The 17,884-nt window shown below is 34.4% G+C and carries 21 protein-coding genes and 1 riboswitch; of the genes, 2 read left to right on the top strand and 19 right to left on the bottom strand.

Features of this window, described 5'->3' with window-relative positions; genetic code table 11:
• Positions 1-148: 148 nt before the first annotated feature.
• The 8 genes from I5776_RS01895 to I5776_RS01860 all read right to left on the bottom strand — a co-directional run bounded on the left by I5776_RS01895 (position 149) and on the right by I5776_RS01860 (position 5,694).
• Positions 149-1,345: a M20 family metallopeptidase gene (locus I5776_RS01895; protein WP_202778725.1), complete on the bottom strand. Its 1,197-nt coding sequence runs from the start codon at positions 1,343-1,345 to the stop codon at positions 149-151.
• 90 nt (positions 1,346-1,435) lie between these two features.
• The gene (locus I5776_RS01890) at positions 1,436-2,281 is read right to left on the bottom strand and encodes a MetQ/NlpA family ABC transporter substrate-binding protein (RefSeq protein WP_202778724.1); all 846 of its coding nucleotides are present in this window, start codon (positions 2,279-2,281) and stop codon (positions 1,436-1,438) included.
• Between the two features lie 37 nt (positions 2,282-2,318).
• Entirely contained in the window at positions 2,319-2,981 is a 663-nt protein-coding gene (locus tag I5776_RS01885; protein ID WP_202778723.1) for a methionine ABC transporter permease, read from the bottom strand.
• Complete coding sequence (locus tag I5776_RS01880; RefSeq protein WP_202778722.1) at positions 2,971-3,996, bottom strand: methionine ABC transporter ATP-binding protein; 1,026 nt, start codon at positions 3,994-3,996, stop codon at positions 2,971-2,973. Before I5776_RS01880 ends, I5776_RS01885 begins: the two co-directional genes overlap by 11 nt.
• Positions 3,997-4,088: 92 nt before the next feature.
• Positions 4,089-4,206: riboswitch (SAM riboswitch) on the bottom strand.
• A 128-nt stretch (positions 4,207-4,334) separates the two neighbouring features.
• Entirely contained in the window at positions 4,335-4,571 is a 237-nt protein-coding gene (locus I5776_RS01875; protein ID WP_202778721.1) for a spore germination protein, read from the bottom strand.
• Between the two features lie 29 nt (positions 4,572-4,600).
• The gene (locus I5776_RS01870) at positions 4,601-4,834 is read right to left on the bottom strand and encodes a hypothetical protein (RefSeq protein ID WP_202778720.1); all 234 of its coding nucleotides are present in this window, start codon (positions 4,832-4,834) and stop codon (positions 4,601-4,603) included.
• Positions 4,835-4,892: 58 nt separating this feature from the next.
• Positions 4,893-5,120, bottom strand: a complete 228-nt coding sequence (locus tag I5776_RS01865) for a hypothetical protein (protein WP_202778719.1) — start codon at positions 5,118-5,120, stop codon at positions 4,893-4,895.
• A 235-nt stretch (positions 5,121-5,355) separates the two neighbouring features.
• Positions 5,356-5,694, bottom strand: coding sequence for a L,D-transpeptidase (locus tag I5776_RS01860; protein ID WP_202778718.1), 339 nt, complete (start codon positions 5,692-5,694; stop codon positions 5,356-5,358).
• Positions 5,695-5,796: 102 nt separating this feature from the next.
• Here I5776_RS01860 and I5776_RS01855 point away from each other — a divergent pair, with 102 nt between their 5' ends.
• On the top strand, positions 5,797-6,270 hold the full coding sequence (locus tag I5776_RS01855; protein WP_202778717.1) for a hypothetical protein: 474 nt from the start codon (positions 5,797-5,799) through the stop codon (positions 6,268-6,270).
• A gap of 279 nt (positions 6,271-6,549) precedes the next feature.
• On the opposite strand, the gene I5776_RS01850 is transcribed toward I5776_RS01855, so the two are convergent.
• The 5 genes from I5776_RS01850 to I5776_RS01830 form a co-directional block, all read right to left on the bottom strand.
• Positions 6,550-7,215 carry a Dph6-related ATP pyrophosphatase gene (locus I5776_RS01850; RefSeq protein WP_202778716.1) on the bottom strand — a complete coding sequence of 222 codons (666 nt, stop codon included), beginning with the start codon at positions 7,213-7,215 and terminating at the stop codon, positions 6,550-6,552.
• An 83-nt stretch (positions 7,216-7,298) separates the two neighbouring features.
• Positions 7,299-8,120, bottom strand: a complete 822-nt coding sequence (locus tag I5776_RS01845; RefSeq protein ID WP_213085692.1) for a D-alanyl-D-alanine carboxypeptidase family protein — start codon at positions 8,118-8,120, stop codon at positions 7,299-7,301.
• Between the two features lie 170 nt (positions 8,121-8,290).
• Positions 8,291-9,406, bottom strand: coding sequence for a sensor histidine kinase (locus I5776_RS01840; RefSeq protein ID WP_246483877.1), 1,116 nt, complete (start codon positions 9,404-9,406; stop codon positions 8,291-8,293).
• The gene (locus tag I5776_RS01835) at positions 9,396-10,097 is read right to left on the bottom strand and encodes a response regulator transcription factor (RefSeq protein ID WP_425490321.1); all 702 of its coding nucleotides are present in this window, start codon (positions 10,095-10,097) and stop codon (positions 9,396-9,398) included. Before I5776_RS01835 ends, I5776_RS01840 begins: the two co-directional genes overlap by 11 nt.
• Positions 10,098-10,231: 134 nt before the next feature.
• Positions 10,232-11,410 (bottom strand): NupC/NupG family nucleoside CNT transporter, encoded by a 1,179-nt coding sequence (locus tag I5776_RS01830; RefSeq protein WP_202778713.1) that lies wholly within the window; start codon positions 11,408-11,410, stop codon positions 10,232-10,234.
• 370 nt (positions 11,411-11,780) lie between these two features.
• Between I5776_RS01830 and I5776_RS01825 the strand changes: the two genes are divergently transcribed.
• Entirely contained in the window at positions 11,781-11,978 is a 198-nt protein-coding gene (locus I5776_RS01825; RefSeq protein WP_202778712.1) for a hypothetical protein, read from the top strand.
• A gap of 41 nt (positions 11,979-12,019) precedes the next feature.
• On the opposite strand, the gene I5776_RS01820 is transcribed toward I5776_RS01825, so the two are convergent.
• The 6 genes from I5776_RS01820 to I5776_RS01795 all read right to left on the bottom strand — a co-directional run bounded on the left by I5776_RS01820 (position 12,020) and on the right by I5776_RS01795 (position 17,442).
• Positions 12,020-12,508 (bottom strand): DinB family protein, encoded by a 489-nt coding sequence (locus I5776_RS01820; protein WP_202778711.1) that lies wholly within the window; start codon positions 12,506-12,508, stop codon positions 12,020-12,022.
• Positions 12,509-12,630: 122 nt separating this feature from the next.
• The gene (uptA, locus tag I5776_RS01815) at positions 12,631-13,218 is read right to left on the bottom strand and encodes an undecaprenyl phosphate transporter UptA (protein ID WP_202778710.1); all 588 of its coding nucleotides are present in this window, start codon (positions 13,216-13,218) and stop codon (positions 12,631-12,633) included.
• 557 nt (positions 13,219-13,775) lie between these two features.
• Positions 13,776-14,249 (bottom strand): GNAT family N-acetyltransferase, encoded by a 474-nt coding sequence (locus I5776_RS01810; protein ID WP_202778709.1) that lies wholly within the window; start codon positions 14,247-14,249, stop codon positions 13,776-13,778.
• Positions 14,250-14,467: 218 nt separating this feature from the next.
• Positions 14,468-15,736, bottom strand: coding sequence for an MFS transporter (locus tag I5776_RS01805; RefSeq protein ID WP_202778708.1), 1,269 nt, complete (start codon positions 15,734-15,736; stop codon positions 14,468-14,470).
• A 147-nt stretch (positions 15,737-15,883) separates the two neighbouring features.
• Positions 15,884-17,185 carry a tRNA lysidine(34) synthetase gene (locus I5776_RS01800; RefSeq protein ID WP_202778707.1) on the bottom strand — a complete coding sequence of 434 codons (1,302 nt, stop codon included), beginning with the start codon at positions 17,183-17,185 and terminating at the stop codon, positions 15,884-15,886.
• A gap of 68 nt (positions 17,186-17,253) precedes the next feature.
• Complete coding sequence (locus I5776_RS01795) at positions 17,254-17,442, bottom strand: hypothetical protein (RefSeq protein WP_202778706.1); 189 nt, start codon at positions 17,440-17,442, stop codon at positions 17,254-17,256.
• Positions 17,443-17,884 lie beyond the last annotated feature (442 nt).

Below are 17,884 nucleotides of genomic sequence, written 5' to 3'. Positions count from 1 at the left end.
AATTCTTATATTAAAATAGTAAAACATTCTGAAAAATACATGTCTCATTTAAGGACAAATAATAATAACATATTTCTCGGAGATTTTCTAAAAATATTTTGAAATATCATTAATAAAGAGGTGGTATCATCTACCACCTCTTCCTGTGCTATTCTATATTTCTTGCTTCGAAATCTGCACGAATTTCTGCAAGCAAGCGTGAATCTGTTAATAGACGAAATCCTGTGAATGCTAATGCCTTCGCCCCAGTTATTAACGCTTTATCCCCTTCTAATGAGCCTGCACATTCACGAAATTCATTCGTATGACCAATTAAATCATCCGGTCCAATTTTGATATGTGGATGGGCGGTTGGCACAACATGGCTAATATTACCTGCATCTGTTGATCCAATTCCTTTCCCTTTTTCAGAAAAAACTTTTTCTCCTAATAAAGATAGTTCTTCCCCAACAATTCGATCAAGAGAATCGTTAATGATAAAATCATGTACTTCATTTTGGAATCGTTCTATTTTTACTGTGCTGCCTGTTGCAAGAGCTGCCCCTTCGGCAATGTTTCGGACTTTCTTTGAAATTCCCTCGGCTCGTTTCCATGTACTGGCACGTATAAAAAATCTAGCAGAAGCATATTCTGGAATAATATTAGGTGCATCACCACCATGAGTAATGATGCCGTGAATCCGTACATCTGTAGGTAGTTGCTGGCGCAATGCATTAATACCATTAAACAATTGAATAACAGCATCTAGCGCATTTATTCCCTTTTCGGGTGAACCCGAAGCATGTGCCGCTTTCCCGTAAAAATGAAAATCAAGAGGGTCGACTGCAAGAGACGGAGACGTTAAACTTGTTTTTCCGGATGGATGAATCATAAGCGCGACATCGATTCCCTCCAGCAATCCATGTTTGACAAAACTTCCTTTTGCACTGCCATTTGGCCCTCCTTCTTCTGCGGGTGTTCCAAAAACAATCACTTCACCGCCTGTTTCATCAATTACTTTTGCTAAGGCAATGCCAGCAGCAACACTTGTCGTGCCGATAATATTATGTCCACATGCATGACCTAAACCCGGCAATGCATCATATTCAGCTAAAAAGGCGATTTTCGGACCATTTTTAACTGCTGCTTTTCTTGCAACAAATCCTGTTTCATGTCCAGCTACATTACGTGTTACAGTAAATCCAGCATTCTCAAGAATTTCGGTTAATGTTTTTGATGCGAAATATTCTTGGTTTCCAATTTCAGGTTTTCTATGGATTTTGTGACTTGTTTCAATATACAATTGTTTAGCCTCTTCAATACTTTGATTAATTACCCCTCTTAAACTTTTCGTTTGGATTGTCATCCTTCATTCTCTCCTTTTATATGTGATTTATCGCATAGATTTAATCGGAATTAAATAGTTATTATCCTTCGTTTCCTGAATAACTTCTTCCTATTTAATGATACTTTCAAGGTCTTGAATTGGCATATCCACTACAATTGATCCGCCTTTTGTATCCTTTTTAACCGCCTCTTCCACTTCTTTGCTATGATAGATCTTTATAATTTTTTCGTATGTCTTATTATCTTTATCTTTCGAACGTGCAGCAATAATATTGATATAAGGTTTTACCGAATCACTATTGGGATCCTCTAAATAAATGGATTCTTTCGTAATATTCAGTCCGGCTTGGCCCGCCACACCATTATTAATTACCGACGCAGCAACATCTTTTAATACTCGTGGAGTCTGTTGTGCAACAACAGGGGTAATCTTTAACTTTTTTGGATTATCTATGATTCCAGTTGGATCACCGAAAAGGCCGAAATCATCTTTCAATTTGATTAAACCCGCTGATTGTAACAATAATAAGGCTCGTGCCTGGTTAGACGGATCATTCGGAATAGCAATCTCTCCGCCTGCAGGAATTTCCTTTGGTGATTTGTATTTGTCTGAAAACATTCCCATAGGAGCAATTTGTGTTGTTCCAATTGGTGTAATATCTAATTTATGTTCTTCTTTGAATTGATTTAAGAAAGCAATATGTTGAAATGCATTTAAATCGATGTCTCCATCTGCTAATGCCTGGTTAGGGATCGTATAATCCGAGAACTCTTTTAACTTAATCGTAATCCCTTCTTTTTTTGCTTTTTCCTTAATAATATCCCACATTTGTCCATCCGACCCTGTTACACCAATGGTCACCACTTTAGAGTTGCCACTCGTTTCTTTTCCGCAAGCAGCTAAAAGGGAAAAGATAAATACTGCAATAACACTTAATAAAATTGTCTTTTTCACATTGTTTCCTCTTTCTTCTGATGTTTTGTATTATTCATTATCTTCGCAAGAAAATTTTTGCTAGATAGTTTCCAATGAATTGAGCAATTTGAACAAGGATAATCAATAGCACGACCGTAACAATCATGACAGATTTATCAAATCGCTGATAACCATATGTCATCGCTAAATCTCCGAGACCGCCGCCACCAACAGTTCCAGCCATGGCAGAGAAATCGATTAATCCTACTGTAATAAAGGTTATACCAAGGATTAATGGTCCTAATGCTTCTCGAATTAATACGCCAAAAATAATTTGAAGTTTACTGGCACCCATCGCTTTTGCCGCCTCGATGATTCCAGGATCGATAGACACTAAATTATTCTCGACAACGCGAGCAATTCCAAAGGATGCTGCAATAGTCATCGGAAAAATGGCAGCGGCCGTTCCGATAGTTGACCCCATCACAGCACGGGTCAAAGGACTAATCGCTACTAAAAAAATAATGAATGGAATTGGCCGAATAATATTAATTAAGATATTAAGAATCGTAGAAACCGTTTGATTCTCTAAAATATTCCCCTTTCTTGTCACAAAAAGGAGCAACCCAATGATTGAGCCAAATATTGTTGCAAAAATCAGTGTAAAAATAACCATTGTTATCGTTTGACCGGATGCTTGGAATATCCTTGGCCAAAATGTACTCCAATCAACTTGCATGACTTGTAACCTCCTGCACTTCTACATATTGTTTCAAATGATTAACAGCTCTTCCTATCTCTACTTGATTCCCTTGTAACTCAACAATTAAATTACCAAAGAGAACTTCCTGTATTTCGCTAATATTTCCATAAAGAATATTTACATCTACTTCAAAGGACTTTGCAATGTTTGATAGCAATGGTTTACTCGTCTCTTCACCGGTAAAAATAATCCGGTATAGATGACTAGACTTATTTCCGCACAATTTTTCAAAAAGTTGCGGTGAGATTTTGTCGTTTAGGACGGAGCTAATAAAGTTTTTTGTTGTTTTAGTTGTAGGATTAGTAAAAAGATTAAAGACGCTACCTTCTTCAATCACTCGTCCATTCTCCATCACAGCAACACGATCACATATTGTTCGAATAACTTGCATTTCATGAGTAATCAATAGTATCGTCACATTATATTCCTCATTTACCCTCTTCAATAGTGTCAAAATATCGCTCGTTGTTTCCGGATCAAGAGCCGATGTCGCTTCATCACAAATTAAAATGTCTGGTGAAGTGGCTAGTGCTCTCGCAATTCCCACCCTCTGCTTTTGTCCTCCTGACAGTTGTTCAGGATAATAATTTGCTTTATCAGCTAACCCGACAAATTGCAACAGTTCCGTTACTCTTCTATTAATCTCCTGTTTCGGCACTTTTGCTATTTTTAACGGATAGGCAACATTTCCGAACACCGTTCTTGAGTTAAATAGATTAAAGGTTTGGAAGATCATTCCGATTCTTTGTCTCATCTTTCGAAGTTCCTTCTCTGATAGGGAGAGATTTTCTTGTTCGTTAACAATTACCTTTCCTGATGTTGGCCTTTCTAAAAGATTTACCAGTCGAAGCAAAGTACTTTTTCCAGCACCACTAAAACCAATTACACCAAATATTTCACCCTTTTCGATTGAAAGAGAAACATCCTGCACAGCTGCCACTTCTCTGCCTTTTGACTGAAACACTTTGCCTACACCTTCAAATTTAATCATGTTGCTTGATCCTCCCTTTCAATAAATAAAAAACCCTTCTTCTTATCCAAGAACAGATAAGAAGAAGGGTTCGTATAAACTAACCGATCTACTTCTTATCTTTCGAATCGAAAAAACCCCGATTCGCAGGAATTAGCACGGTATTTGCATAAATGCAAACCCGTTGCCGAGGCTTCAAAGGGCCAGTCCCTCCACCTCTCTGGATAAGTCATAGTCATTTTATTTAATTTTGTAATTTAATAGTCTTAATATTATTTCGAAAAATATAATAAGTCAATAGCCTTTTAAAAATTTGTTAAATTTATTTAGCTGAACTTATACAATTAGAAAAAGTACGACTAAATAACACTATTTTTAACAGCGGGGCTGTCACTTACGTCCGGATCAACAATTGCTGTAATAGGCAAAGTGGTTGGAGATAAATCACCGTTTAATTCTCCAAAAGCTTGGTTTCGCTTATAAGCCGTAAATTGATCAATTGATTGAACTGGCCCAGCGTTTATAACAGAGGAGTTATCGACTGAATTAATTTTAAATCCGAGAAGATTAACAACCATAGGTGTGAAAAAAAACATACATGTCACTCCTTATTTACGACATCAAACTAAACAATACTATTTTTAACTGCAGGACTATCAATGAAATCTGAGTCTAACACGGATGAAACAGGTAAAATTATTCGAACCCCATCACCGTTTTGTTCTCCAATTCCTTGATTCCTTTTATAGGCGACAAAAATATCTAATAGCTGGCATTGCCCGATATTTAATACCGCTGTGTGATCTATTGAATTCAGTTTAAAGGTCTGAAGATTAATCACTGCTGGTGCAAATAACATATTCGTACCTCCTATGTTTTATATCAGACCATCGACCTAAAGGGACAGGGTTAATTGATTATATGCCTTTTGTGCGAAAGAAGTCTTCAATATCGTCATCAATTGTAAAACTTTTAGAGGATATAACAGTGGTACGATCTGATAAAAGTTGACCAATTGGTTGGTTTTTCTTTGCAACCACTCTTCTGCCAACGATAACTGCAGATCCTAGAGTAATTGCACTCGAATGGTCACAACTATTGATTTTCAATTCACTAAGATTAATTTGAATAGGTTCAAAGACCATGATTCCATTTCCCTTTCTTTATTCATTTGGACCATTTTGTTTATCTTTCACACTTGGTATCCAAGAATTTGCGTTTCGTTTAAACAAAATTGATTTGGCTTGACACCTATCCTCCCTTCAAGTGAACCCTTTATAAAATTTATATTCTTCATACTCCAAAGAAGAACCTTATATTTATCTTATCTTTTTGTTCACTTTATTTTTTAGGGCTACATAATTTCCATTGAGTGTAAAATCATGACTGACTTATCCTTACCTTCGTCCCAATCGGCACTATTTTAGATAGGGATAAAACATCTTGGTTATACATTCTAATGCAACCATGGGAGACCAGTTTCCCGATTGATGCAGGATTATTCGTTCCATGAATTCCGTAATGTGGTTTTGATAGTCCCATCCACATTACTCCAAATGGTCCGCCCGGATTTGGCTGCTTATTAATGATTCTATACGTACCCTTCGGCGTTGGTGTTAACATTTTCCCCACACCGATTGGATAGATTTTAACTACCCGGCCGTTATTCAAAAGTGCTAAGCGACGCTTAGATGTAGACACATGTATTTCATATACCATTCGTACCACCTCCTATACCACCATATGAATCATTACATTTTGTTGCCTACCGTATTTTTTTGATAAAATTAAAGGAAGAAATAAAAAAGGAGATATGATGATATGAGTACTACGGAAATAAAAGACTTACAAGCGGAATTGATTCACTTAAAAGAAAAGAACAAACAACTCTATGAAAACAATGTATTGACCGGAATGAAAATCAAAGTCGATGAATTTCTTGCTTCTTTTGAAGATTATTTTAGAGAGAGAGGATTTGTTGTTAGGACAAGTCACCATTCAGTCACGGCTGCTTATGATTCATTAGAATTTAAGGCCTTTACTAATGACGGAAATGATATTTTTATCATGAAAGATAGAGAGCAAATCGCTTCTATTTCTGTTAAATATAATACTCCTAATCAGTCAGCTTCCTATACGTTTGATCATATGATTGACCAGCTTAAATGGGAGATTAAAAAGGAACAAACACTTTCAAGTTATTTGGAAACACCTGAGTATTTTTATACCGGAAGTGAGTTTGGACGTCGTTATGAACATCCATTAGCCGTTTTAGATAGTATTTTTCATGTTTAAAAAGCTTTCGTAATAGACCGTTCCTTTCCGCTACAGGCACTTGCTTTCCGCAGGGCTGGTGATGAGCCTCCTCGTCGCTTCGCTCCCTGCGGGGTCTCATCTTTCCAGCTAATCCTGCAGGAGTCAAGTGCCTTCCGCTTCAATCCACTCTGCGCTTTTATTACCGTTAGAAGTAACAATATTTTTTAGAAATTAGCCTATTGAAACAATAAATAGTGTGGTTTCTTACGAGGAATATTTATTATCATAAAGTGAAAATATTCCTCTCAATTCATTTTTTTAATCATTTAGAAAAATGTCCAGTTTAGTAGAGTGATCCTGAACGATTTTTGAACTGGTTCGAAAGTTTATTTTCTCATGAAACAATGGTCCATCAAAAACAAATGTATGGTATTCACCCGATTCACCCATCGGACATACATCATACGTTTGAATTTCCTTCCAAAATTCTTTATCGATTCGTTTTCCAAGCCATTTATCCGGAACTTGATTATGCATCGTTCTGATAACTATTGCTTGGTAACCTGTATCGATAAAAGTAGAAAGCGCGCAAATGGCATTCTCTTGTCTCATCCATAATGGGTAAAGAGCTTCAAGTTCCGCGCCTTTCGCTAATTTTTCGCCCCATTCCCGATGCCCATCTAAGTATAAATCACCAAAGGCAATAGCATCTAATTGGTAAATTTCCTTTAGCTTTATTATTTCTCTGTGGAAGTCATCCGTATAGCTATCGAAAGAACAATGTATAACGTAGACTGGAATCCGAAGCGATCTTGCTTGCGCTTCGATTAATTCGATTCTTTCCCCATGCGCAAAGGTTAAGCCCATTTCCTTCGGAGCAGTAGTAACAAGACAAGCTATTTCATACCCTTGTTTCACCAATTCATACAATGCTTGACAACTATCTTTCCCCCCACTCCATGAAAGAACAATTCGTTTTTTCAAGATCCTCTCCCCTTTAAATAAGAATGCTATCAGAATGATGAAAAAGTTGCTTTATTAAAGTGTAGCATAGAACTACTGATAGCCTATTTTTCTGCATACTTCTCTTGAAATCCATATTCCAACATGGCGGTGGAATCATTCCATACATTTTCTTTTGAAGAATGCAACACGACTGCAATTAGTTTTTTTCCGTTTCTTGAAGCAGATGAAACTAAACAGTAACCTGCTTCATCTGTAAATCCTGTTTTTATCCCATCCGCTCCATCAAAATAATGCTGGCTGCTACGATTTACAAGCTCATTACGATTATAAAAGGTTTCGGACGAGTCTTTATACACCTCTTCACTAACGATTTTTCGAAATTCCTTGAATTTTCTCGCCTCTCTTGCAATCTTTGCCAAATCTTGAGCAGTTGAATAATGATTAGGATTATGTAGTCCATGTGGGTTGACAAAATGTGAATGGGTTGCTCCGATTTGCTTTGCTTTCGCGTTCATTAATTTGGAAAAGTAGTCCAACGCAGCTTCTGAAGACATATTTGGCTGGTTATTATCCTTTTTGGCGATATAGACAGCGATTGCTCTTGCTGCATCATTCCCGGATGGGAGTAACATTGCTCGTAACAACACTTTTAACGGGAGCACCTGCCCTGGTTTCAACCCGGCAGAACTTTCCTCAGGTTCTCTTAATAATACTTCATTTCCTATTCGCACTGATGCATTTACATTTGCCTTTTCCAAAGCAATCAATGCGGTTAATATTTTTGTCGTACTAGCAGGATATAATCGTTCATTTGCATTTTTAGCATAAAGGATTTTCCCACTACTCTCGTCCATCAGTACGCCTGCCTTTCCTTGAATCAAATTTTTATTAGAATCAAAATGAAGACCGAACGGTTTTTTCAAATACTCAGGATATTTATATAAAATGCCGCTTATAAAAAGCACAACACATAAAATAAGAAACTTTTTCACCACTAACGCCCCTTAATTAAAAATCATTTTCTTAACTATAAAACGTGAAGTTTAAGTGGTATGTAAATATTTCTTAAGTCTTTCTTAAGAAAAAAAATCACCTATTCAATATAGGCGATTTGATTTAATGGGAGTGTAATGGTGAAATTTGTTTCTTGTTTATTACTCGTTACTTCTATATGACCATCATGCTGTTCGACAATACTTTTCGTAATGGCAAGACCAAGTCCCGAACCACCAGTGTCTAATGAGCGGGATTTCTCGACTCGATAAAACCGGTCAAAAATATATGGAAGGTCAGCAGAGGAAATCGGTTCCCCATAATTAGTGACCTCGACTATAGCCTGGCCATCCATTTTTTTAGCCCTTAACAAAATTTTCTTGCCCTCTTTCCCATACTTCATCCCATTAGAGATTAAATTTTCAAATACCCTCACTAATTTATCCGCATCCGCTTTAATCATAATATTTTCATCTACAGCGATAAAATTAATCGCCATATCTGCCTCTTCAAGAATCGGAATAAACTGAGCGGTAATTTGAGATAACAGCTGGATTAAGTCAATTTCGATTTTTTCTAACCGCTGAGTACCAAAGTTTACACGGGTGTATTCAAATAAATCACTAACCATTCGTTCTAGGTTCATAGCCTTTTCATACGCGATATTCACGTAATAACGAAGCTCGACCTCATCCTTATAGCGATCCTCTTCAATTAAACGCAAGTACCCCATAATTGATGTTAGAGGGGTCCTGAGATCATGTGAGACATTCGTAATTAATTCGTTCTTCCCTTGTACTGCCCGCCGTTCCTCTTGTATTGAATGGTGCAATTGTTCGGAAATCCGATTAATATTCCCTGCCATTTCCCCTAATTCATTATTTGAATAAACGGGAACTTGAAAATCAAGTTCACCTTCGGATATTTTTTTCGTCCCCTCCAACACCTTATTAAAGTCCCTGCCCCATCCTCGACTAAGGATGAGTACAAATAAGATAAATAAAAGAAAGTAGATGAACATTCCCAAATATGCATAACCGTATTTTTGATCGAATCGATAAAAACTGTATAATACACGATAAGGAATAACCGACATATTTTTCAAAATATATAATATGACGAAAAGGATTGCGAAAACAATTGTAGATAAAACTAAGCTGCTTAGAATAAGAAGCATAATCTTTCCTTGTATTTGATTAATCAACCTATTCTTCAATCTTGTAACCGACCCCCCATACGGTTTTGATCAATTTATAACCTAATTCCTTCTCCAATTTATCTCTTAGATGACTAATATGAACCATTACCGTATTATTAGAGGCAAAGTATTTCTCATCCCATACACGTTCAAAAATCTCTTCTGTGCTAAAAACCCTTCCTCGATGACTAGCAAGTAAATATAAAATATCAAACTCTTTGGCCGTTAGCGAAATCGGGATACCACCATTTAATACTTGATGTGAGCTGCGATTGATCTCAAGTGAATGAATGCTGATAATTTCACTTTCATTCGACTGCGTGTCAATTTTATATTGGTAGGATCTTCTTAATAATGACTTTACGCGAGCTATCAACTCCAATGGATTGAATGGCTTAATCATATAATCATCCGCCCCCGTCATAAGACCAAGGACTTTATCCATATCTTCCCCTTTTGCACTCAACATAATAATAGGAACCTGATTCTTTTCCCTAATCCTGCGACATAATTCCATCCCGTCCATCTCAGGCATCATAATATCTATAATCATCAACTCTACCTGCTCATGATTCATAATCGTTAGAGCTTCCACCCCATTGTGAGCTTTTAACACATGAAATCCTTCATTTTTCAGATAAATCGTGATCAAATTTACAATTTCTCTCTCGTCATCAACAACTAATATGTTCTTCATATTAATCTCCATTCATAACTGATAGATGTAGTGTATATTGAAAAGTCTACCAATTTATACTCCGAAACGCTACTGTGAAAAATTTTTTCTAATGAAAATAAAAAGGACTCATTTGTTCTCTCAAAAAACAAATAAGTCCTTTTTTATTATAAAACAAAGCTGACAATAATAGCAGATAATATACTTACAAGTGTAGCACCATATAATAATTTTAATCCAAATCGTGCAACCGTATTCCCTTGTTTTTCACTTAGTCCCTTTACTGCACCTGCAATAATTCCAATGGATGAGAAGTTTGCAAAGGAAACGAGAAACACGGAGATGATACCAATTGTCCGCGAGCTAAAGCTTGATTGAATTTTGGTCAGATCAATCATTGCCACAAATTCATTGGTTACAAGCTTTGTCGCCATGATTCCGCCCGCTTTCACTGCATCTGCCCAAGGAATACCCATAATAAAGGCAACAGGGGAGAAAATATAGCCAAGGATTTGCTGGAACGAAATACCGAAGATCAAATCAAACACATTATTTATAGCTGCTATTAACGCAACAAATCCTATTAACATTGCCCCAACAATGATTGCTACTTTAAAGCCATCAAGAATATATTCTCCTAGCATTTCAAAGAAACTTTGCTTTTCTTCTTGAATTTCTAAAATATCCTCATTGCTATCAACTTTGTATGGATTAATAATCGAAGAGATGATAAATCCGCCAAATAAATTGATGACGAGCGCCGTAACCACATATTTTGGTTCAATCATTGTCATATAAGCGCCAACAATAGACATTGAAACAGTCGACATAGCCGACGCACATAACGTATATAAACGATGTGGAGGGAGATGATTCAATTGTTTTTTCACCGTTATAAATACTTCGGATTGTCCTACCATAGCAGAGGCAACGGCGTTATAAGATTCCAGTTTCCCCATCCCATTAATCTTACTAAGTAATAAACCGATCCCTTTCATTATCAATGGAAGGATCCGTAAATATTGAAAGATTCCTATCAATACTGAAATAAAGACAATCGGAAGGAGAACGTTTAAAAAGAAAGGTGCTTCCCCTTTATTAGCAATTCCTCCGAATACAAAGGAGATTCCTTCACCAGCGTATTCAAGCAGCTTCGTGAAAATTTCTGCAATCGCTTTAATTAATACTAATCCAAACTTCGTATTTAGCAATAAGGCCGCCAATACAATTTGAATTACTACCATTAAAATAATCGGTTTATAATTAACTTTTTTACGGTTATTACTCGCTAATAATGCTAACCCTATGACGATTAATAAACCGATAATTGAAATAATATATTTCATTTTGTTTCCTCCATCTAGAAGTTTTTTCATATGTTGAAATACCCATGTTTACTTTTTCGATATAATATCGATTACTACTGATTATGTATGAAGGTCGGAACAACAAACAATATTTTCTCAGTAAAATTTAAGGTCTTTAAAATTAAAACATAAAATTAATTCACTCACAACGAAAAGGATTACATTCAAATAATTATCAATATATTCCCTATTCTAAAATATCTTTTCACTTCCACTATTTATGTCACTTAGTATGTGCTAAAACATTTGAATCATGTCAAATCTTTACTAAATTTTAAATCTAAGTTCATTCGAATTTAATATTTTAAATTTAAACTTTTATTAAAGAATTTCATGGAGGTGTATTTGGATGGAAACTGAAATCGCTAATGAAATTGCAAAAGGTGCAAATGTAGAAAAAACACTAGCAAAATATTTCGGACTTTCTGTTACAAAAAATGAGGTTCAAATTATAAAAAATGCACTAAATGATAGGGCTAAGATAAATCAAATGATTGAAGTGTTGTACAAGAAAAATTGGCGAATGACTCGTATAGAATCTTATTAAAACGATAAAAAATCCGTTGCATTCTGCAACGGATTTTTCCATTAATATAAATCAAACATATTTACTTCTTTACCAAGCTCTTTTAAATAATTAAAAAATTGCCCGCGATGGTGAAATGCATGTGTAGTTGTTTCAATCAACCATTTCGCTTGCGTATGCCCTGCCATATCAGGCGAAAAATAAAATGGTTTCGTTACCTTTTCTAAAAAGTCTTCTTCAGAAAGCGATTCATAATACGCTTTTAACTCTTGGAATCCTCTTTCCATTACATCGCCAAGTTTGATAACATCGGTCGAATATAACTCTTTTTCAAGTTGTCTAATTTCAGCTTCTGTTTTTTCTTGTCCAATTGCGATATCAACGAAAGGGATTTGTACTAAATGGTTTGCTTGCTCCAATAAGGTGCGCATCTTTTCAGTTGGCTGATAGGAAAAATCCTCCTCAGACACTTTCTTCAGCAATTCCTTTGTTGTTCGAACAGCGATGTATAATTCTGATAATAATAGATCACGTAATTTTGATGAATTCATATTTCTTCACTCCTTTTAATGTCATATGTAAATATTTCATCCTCCATCTTAAATTCCCCTTTAATTCGGTTAAAAAAAATGCCTAAATCTTAATTGATTCAGACATTCTATTCTTTCTTTTGTTATTTTTTTTTAAACATTTTATAAATAAAATATAAAACAATCAATCCAATTGCAATGATCATAGCAGGTTGTATATATGGTTTGGCAAATTCATCTACATGCTTCCAATTTGATGATAGCTGGTCCCCTAAAGCAACAAACAAGATCGACCACGGGATAATGGCTAATGTCGTATATATAGTGAATTTTTTCAACGACATTTTCGTAATACCTGCTGGGATTGAAATGGCATGACGCACGACTGGTATAAAACGTGCTGTAAAAATTACGCCGGATCCATATTTATTAAACCATTTTTCAGCAATATCAATATGCTTCTCATGGATAAAAATATATTTCCCGTATTTTTTCAAGAAAGGTCTTCCTCCATACGCACCAATCCAGTAAACGAAAATTTGCGCAATCGTTCCACCGATAACACCAGCGATGACCGCACCGACAAAATTAATATGTCCTTGCGATACAAGATAGCCCGCATACGCTAACACAATTTCACTCGGAATAATTTCAATCATTAGTCCTAGTGCTACACCGAAATAACCGAGATCCGTCAAAAAGGTTAAGATTGATTGAATAAAATCGCTCATCATGTCCTCCAAAAATAGTTTAACCATCCACAATTTAAAATTATGGATACAACTATTATAACGTATCTTCAATAGATTTAGTTTCATTTAATTGATGATTACTAATTTCGTCAAAGATATAATAGGAAGAAGAAATCACCTATTTATCTAGATATCTAATAAGTAACTTGTAAAATTTCAAATCAACGCTGTAGCAATGAAAGAAAGTTATTCAATGCAGAGGTTTTTTTTCTAATTTTTTTGCTGGATAATGCTATAGAAAGTAATTTTCACGTGCGCTTTTATGGTAATTCTCCCCATAAATAACTATTTTGGAATTCGCCTTGTGAGTTCCCCTATGTTCACCTCTCACCTTTCGTAGATAATTACCTACAGTATATATCAATTAAATTCCCACATATTTTATTTACACAGAAAAAAATGGAGCCATATAAACTCCACTAAAAGTATTTCTAAATCCTTTTCTTATTAAGATTACTATATTTAAATTTAAGCTAAGATTATGCTATTATTAGACTAAAGAAAAATAAAAGTCAATTTCAACAAAAATCATTTTTTTAAATTTCAATTTCCATTTTTCTTGCTTGAGTTTTCATCCCCATTGCTTCATAAAACTTAATAGCCTGACGATTAAATTCCCACACACCGAGTTCTAAACTTACTGCACCTATTTTTTTTGCAAACTCAATAGCTTTATTAAAAAGTAATTTACCAAAACCTTCTCCTCTAAAGCTTCCTGCCACACCGAAGTCTTCCATAAAAACGTAGGTATTTTTTACGATTGTATCACGCTCTGCTGCTTCATATTTTCTTAAGAAAGTAAAGGCTATGATTTTCCCATCACTTTCAATAATGTAAACTATAGAGTTATTGTCATAAACCAATGATTTAAAATAGTCAAAATCCAAAGTATTATTTGATGGTTTGTACTTATCAGGTCTACCGTTAACATGCAAGTCATGAACTTCTTTATGTATCGGCTGAATTTTCTGATAATCACTTAAATTAGCCTCACGGATTTGATATTTCATTATTCACCTCTAAATCCTAATATATTTGGAAAAATTCAAAAAGGGACACTACAATTTTCTTAGGAATTTTATTTTAAAAAAACAGATTGAAAAGTACAAATATTAATCGTAGTCTTTTCTGTCCCTTATAACTCTGAAGATTCAAGCAAAGGTTAATAACTTACTTTATTACTTTTAAAGGTATATCAAAGAAAAAATAATTAATATAATTTTCAAAGTTAATTTGTGCTCTCGATTTGTTTTTGTTTTCTAATGGTATTAAAATCCACTTCTTTTGTGAGTTCAGTTATAAAATTTCTCTTTCCTCCTTTAAATAGGGTTACAAAAATTATGAACATGATTAATCCATAGGACAATATGACAGCTCTGCTACCTGTAAAATCTGCAATAAAACTTGCAATAATGTTACCTAATGGTGTTACACTTGATACAATCATCCAGTAAAATCCTTCTACCCTACCCATATAATTCTCATCTACACTTTTCATTACCAATGTTCTTCTTGAAACAACTTCAAACATGGTCGTTGCGCCTAATATTACCATTCCTATTATTGCAACATAATAATTAGGAAATATACTAAGCATTAATAAACTTAAACCAATGCCGATAAAGGAGTAATTGTAGAAAGTAGATTCCATACCACCCTTCTTAACAAAACCTACCAAATACAGACCAGTTACAACACTTCCAACTGCAAAAGCAGAGTCCAAAATACCATATTCTTTTACACCCATATGCAGTGATGTATCAGTATAAGAACTTAATAATGAGTTAATTATTTTAACTACTAAAGACGGTATCAACCCCATTAAATAAAGGGTAAACAAAACTTTCCTTTGAAATAAGTAAGAGGCACCTATTTTTAAATCTTTATAAAAGGAAAGCCTTACTTTATGGTTTGTTCTTTTTAATAACCTTTTGTATTGAAGAAAAGACAATAACACTGCCGAAATTAAAAATGTACAGGAATCAATTAAAAAGACAGCATAGGGAGAATACATTGATATTAGAAAGCCTGCTGAGCCTGCACCGACAATTGCTCCTAACTGTAAAATAGTGGAATTAAAACTAACTACTCGTAAAAATATATCCTCTGGTATGACCTCTTTTAGTATAGCCTTTTGCGCCGGATGGAAGAAGTTGCTACAAATTGTAATTATTACAGTAGCAGCATATAAAACCCACACTTTTGTAGAGTCGGTTGAATAAAATAATATTGGTAAGGATAGGACAGTTATACATCTAATAATATCCATACATATTAATATATATTTTCTATTTAAATTATCAATTATAGATCCAGTAAAAAAAGAGGAAACTATTCCCGGTACCCACTGAAGAGTCACCAAAAAGGCAACAGATAAGGGACTTTTTGTAATTTCATAAATAAGCCATGATATTGCCACTAAATGCATTCCATTCCCCAGAAAGTTAAAACTTGTAGCAACCAAAATTAACAAAACATTACGATTGCCTTTAATCATTAAAGTTATCCCCTCTTTACAAAATCTATTAATAATACTTTTTTAAAATTAGTAGTATTAATAATCCATCTAGCTAAAAAGTGTTGTAGTAAAGGTTGTTATAAACCTTACTAGATAATATCTAAATAAATGGATCCTTTATAGATTTCAAGTTGTTATTAAATTATGTTCATCAAAAATATTACATAGATCACATAACCCAGGATTATTTTCTTTATATTCTTTTAATTGGCTGCTAACTATTTCGGGTTTGTATGATGAAGAGTAGGTCACTCCACAATTTTGGCATTCGTGATAAGTGTATGGAGTTAAAAAAGTGTTTGTTGATTTTTGTGCCTGAAATAGCTGCATACCTAATCCCGGTAGAATATTTTCTAAGGTGTCAGTTATTAGATAATATACATCACGTGATAATGCTCCTCTTTCAAATTCCGATGGGCTTCCTTGTGTATTGTGATGAGGAACAATTGCATCTAAGTAAAGAGTTAGTTCCTTTTTAGATATTGGCCATAAAGGGTATACTAACTCGAAATTACCCATTTGATTTTTGAAAGGCCCTTTGAATGGCATACCTACAAATATACCCTTAATAATAGAAGACATTATATCTTCCGTCATTAATCCATAGGCTAATTTTTTAATGCCTTGTTCTTTTGCAGCGTTTTCAACTGCTGCCCTCATGATGATATGAGTTGCACCAATAGAGTAAGATTTATTAAAGTCATGTTTTATAAAATCCAAAACTTCATGCGGCGTTTTTTTCAAATTGAACAATTCTATTACTTCATCATCAGTAACTAGTCTGAAATTGAAGTTAAATTTCTCAGCTATTTCTCGAGCAAATCTTGTCTCAGCAGGCTTTGAAAAGGCTCCTACATGAATTGACTTTATTTGAAATTCCGGCAATTTTGTCTTGGTACGACTTAAGAAGTAACCAAGAGAAAGACTATCTCTTCCACCAGACATGGCAAGTCCAATATTTTCTTGGTCTTCAATTAAATTATTCAGTAAAATACCTTCTACAAAAGTCTCTTCTAAATAACTAACAAATTCTTCTTTATTAAACGAAGTCTGAGTAGCTGTGTAATCACCATCAGTATCATTGTGTAAAAACATTCTTTTAGTATAATAAGAATCTTCCCTTGTTTTTATTTTACCTTGGTAAGCATTGGTATTCCAAAGTCTGAGTAATGACAAAAAGTCGGGCAAGTGATAAGCCCTCACCATTTCTATACTGTATGTGTAACCGGCTTCAATTCTCTCTTGCCAATCATCAATCACTATACCATTCCTTTTAACAATAACCGCATCAATAGGTATATGATTTCTATTTAATAACATTGCAACAGGTTCATTAATTCTAGCATCAATAGTAAAAGTTCTGTCTAATCTATCTTTAAATTCAACATTAATAATATTTATATCGTTTTTAAACTTTGTTATATTCAATTTATTCACCTCGGTTTTTATTGGCTAAACTTGGGACTCTCAAAAGTTAATTTGAGAGTCCATTCATGCTAAAGATGTTCTATAGGTTCAGAAGATGAATTACAGCAATGTTTCTCATGTTGGAATCTTTGTTCAAACATTTCGACAACTTCAGATAACCTTAGTGCTTCTCTCTCTTCTGATACCATTAAGATTGGTTGTATAACGGAGTTTGTGTCGGAAAAGTCTTTAATCTTAAGTACTGCTGATTGTCCCATCCAAATCCCTCCTTTAAAAATGTTAAAATAAGGGTTAAACCCCACTTTTATGGTATAATAATTTCCTGAAGATTGTAAATATTACTATAGCACTAAAAAAAAATCCACCCTTTTTCCTAAAAGAGATTTTAATCCAAAGGGATTCCTATTTTTATCAATAGCATTGCGCAAATCATTCAATAAAAATGTATAATTATGCTTGGATTTTAGTAAATTAGGAGTCAAAAAAATGTTTTCGTAGTTACGGGTAGTAATAGCAAATATTTTTATTCATTGATTCTTTTATAAGCTAACCAGACTACTCACTTACCCAAAATAGGTAATAAGTAAGTAAGAAGGTTAGACATAGTGAGTTTTATGGATACGCTGTCAAAACTCTTATTACTGAATATTATAAGACTCAATTAGCTGGACTACTTACCCCGGAAACAAAAAAAAAAAA

The sequence above is a fragment of the Heyndrickxia vini genome (assembly GCF_016772275.1).
GTDB lineage: Bacteria > Bacillota > Bacilli > Bacillales > Bacillaceae_C > Heyndrickxia > Heyndrickxia vini.
This window is presented reverse-complemented; position numbering and strand designations above follow the sequence as displayed.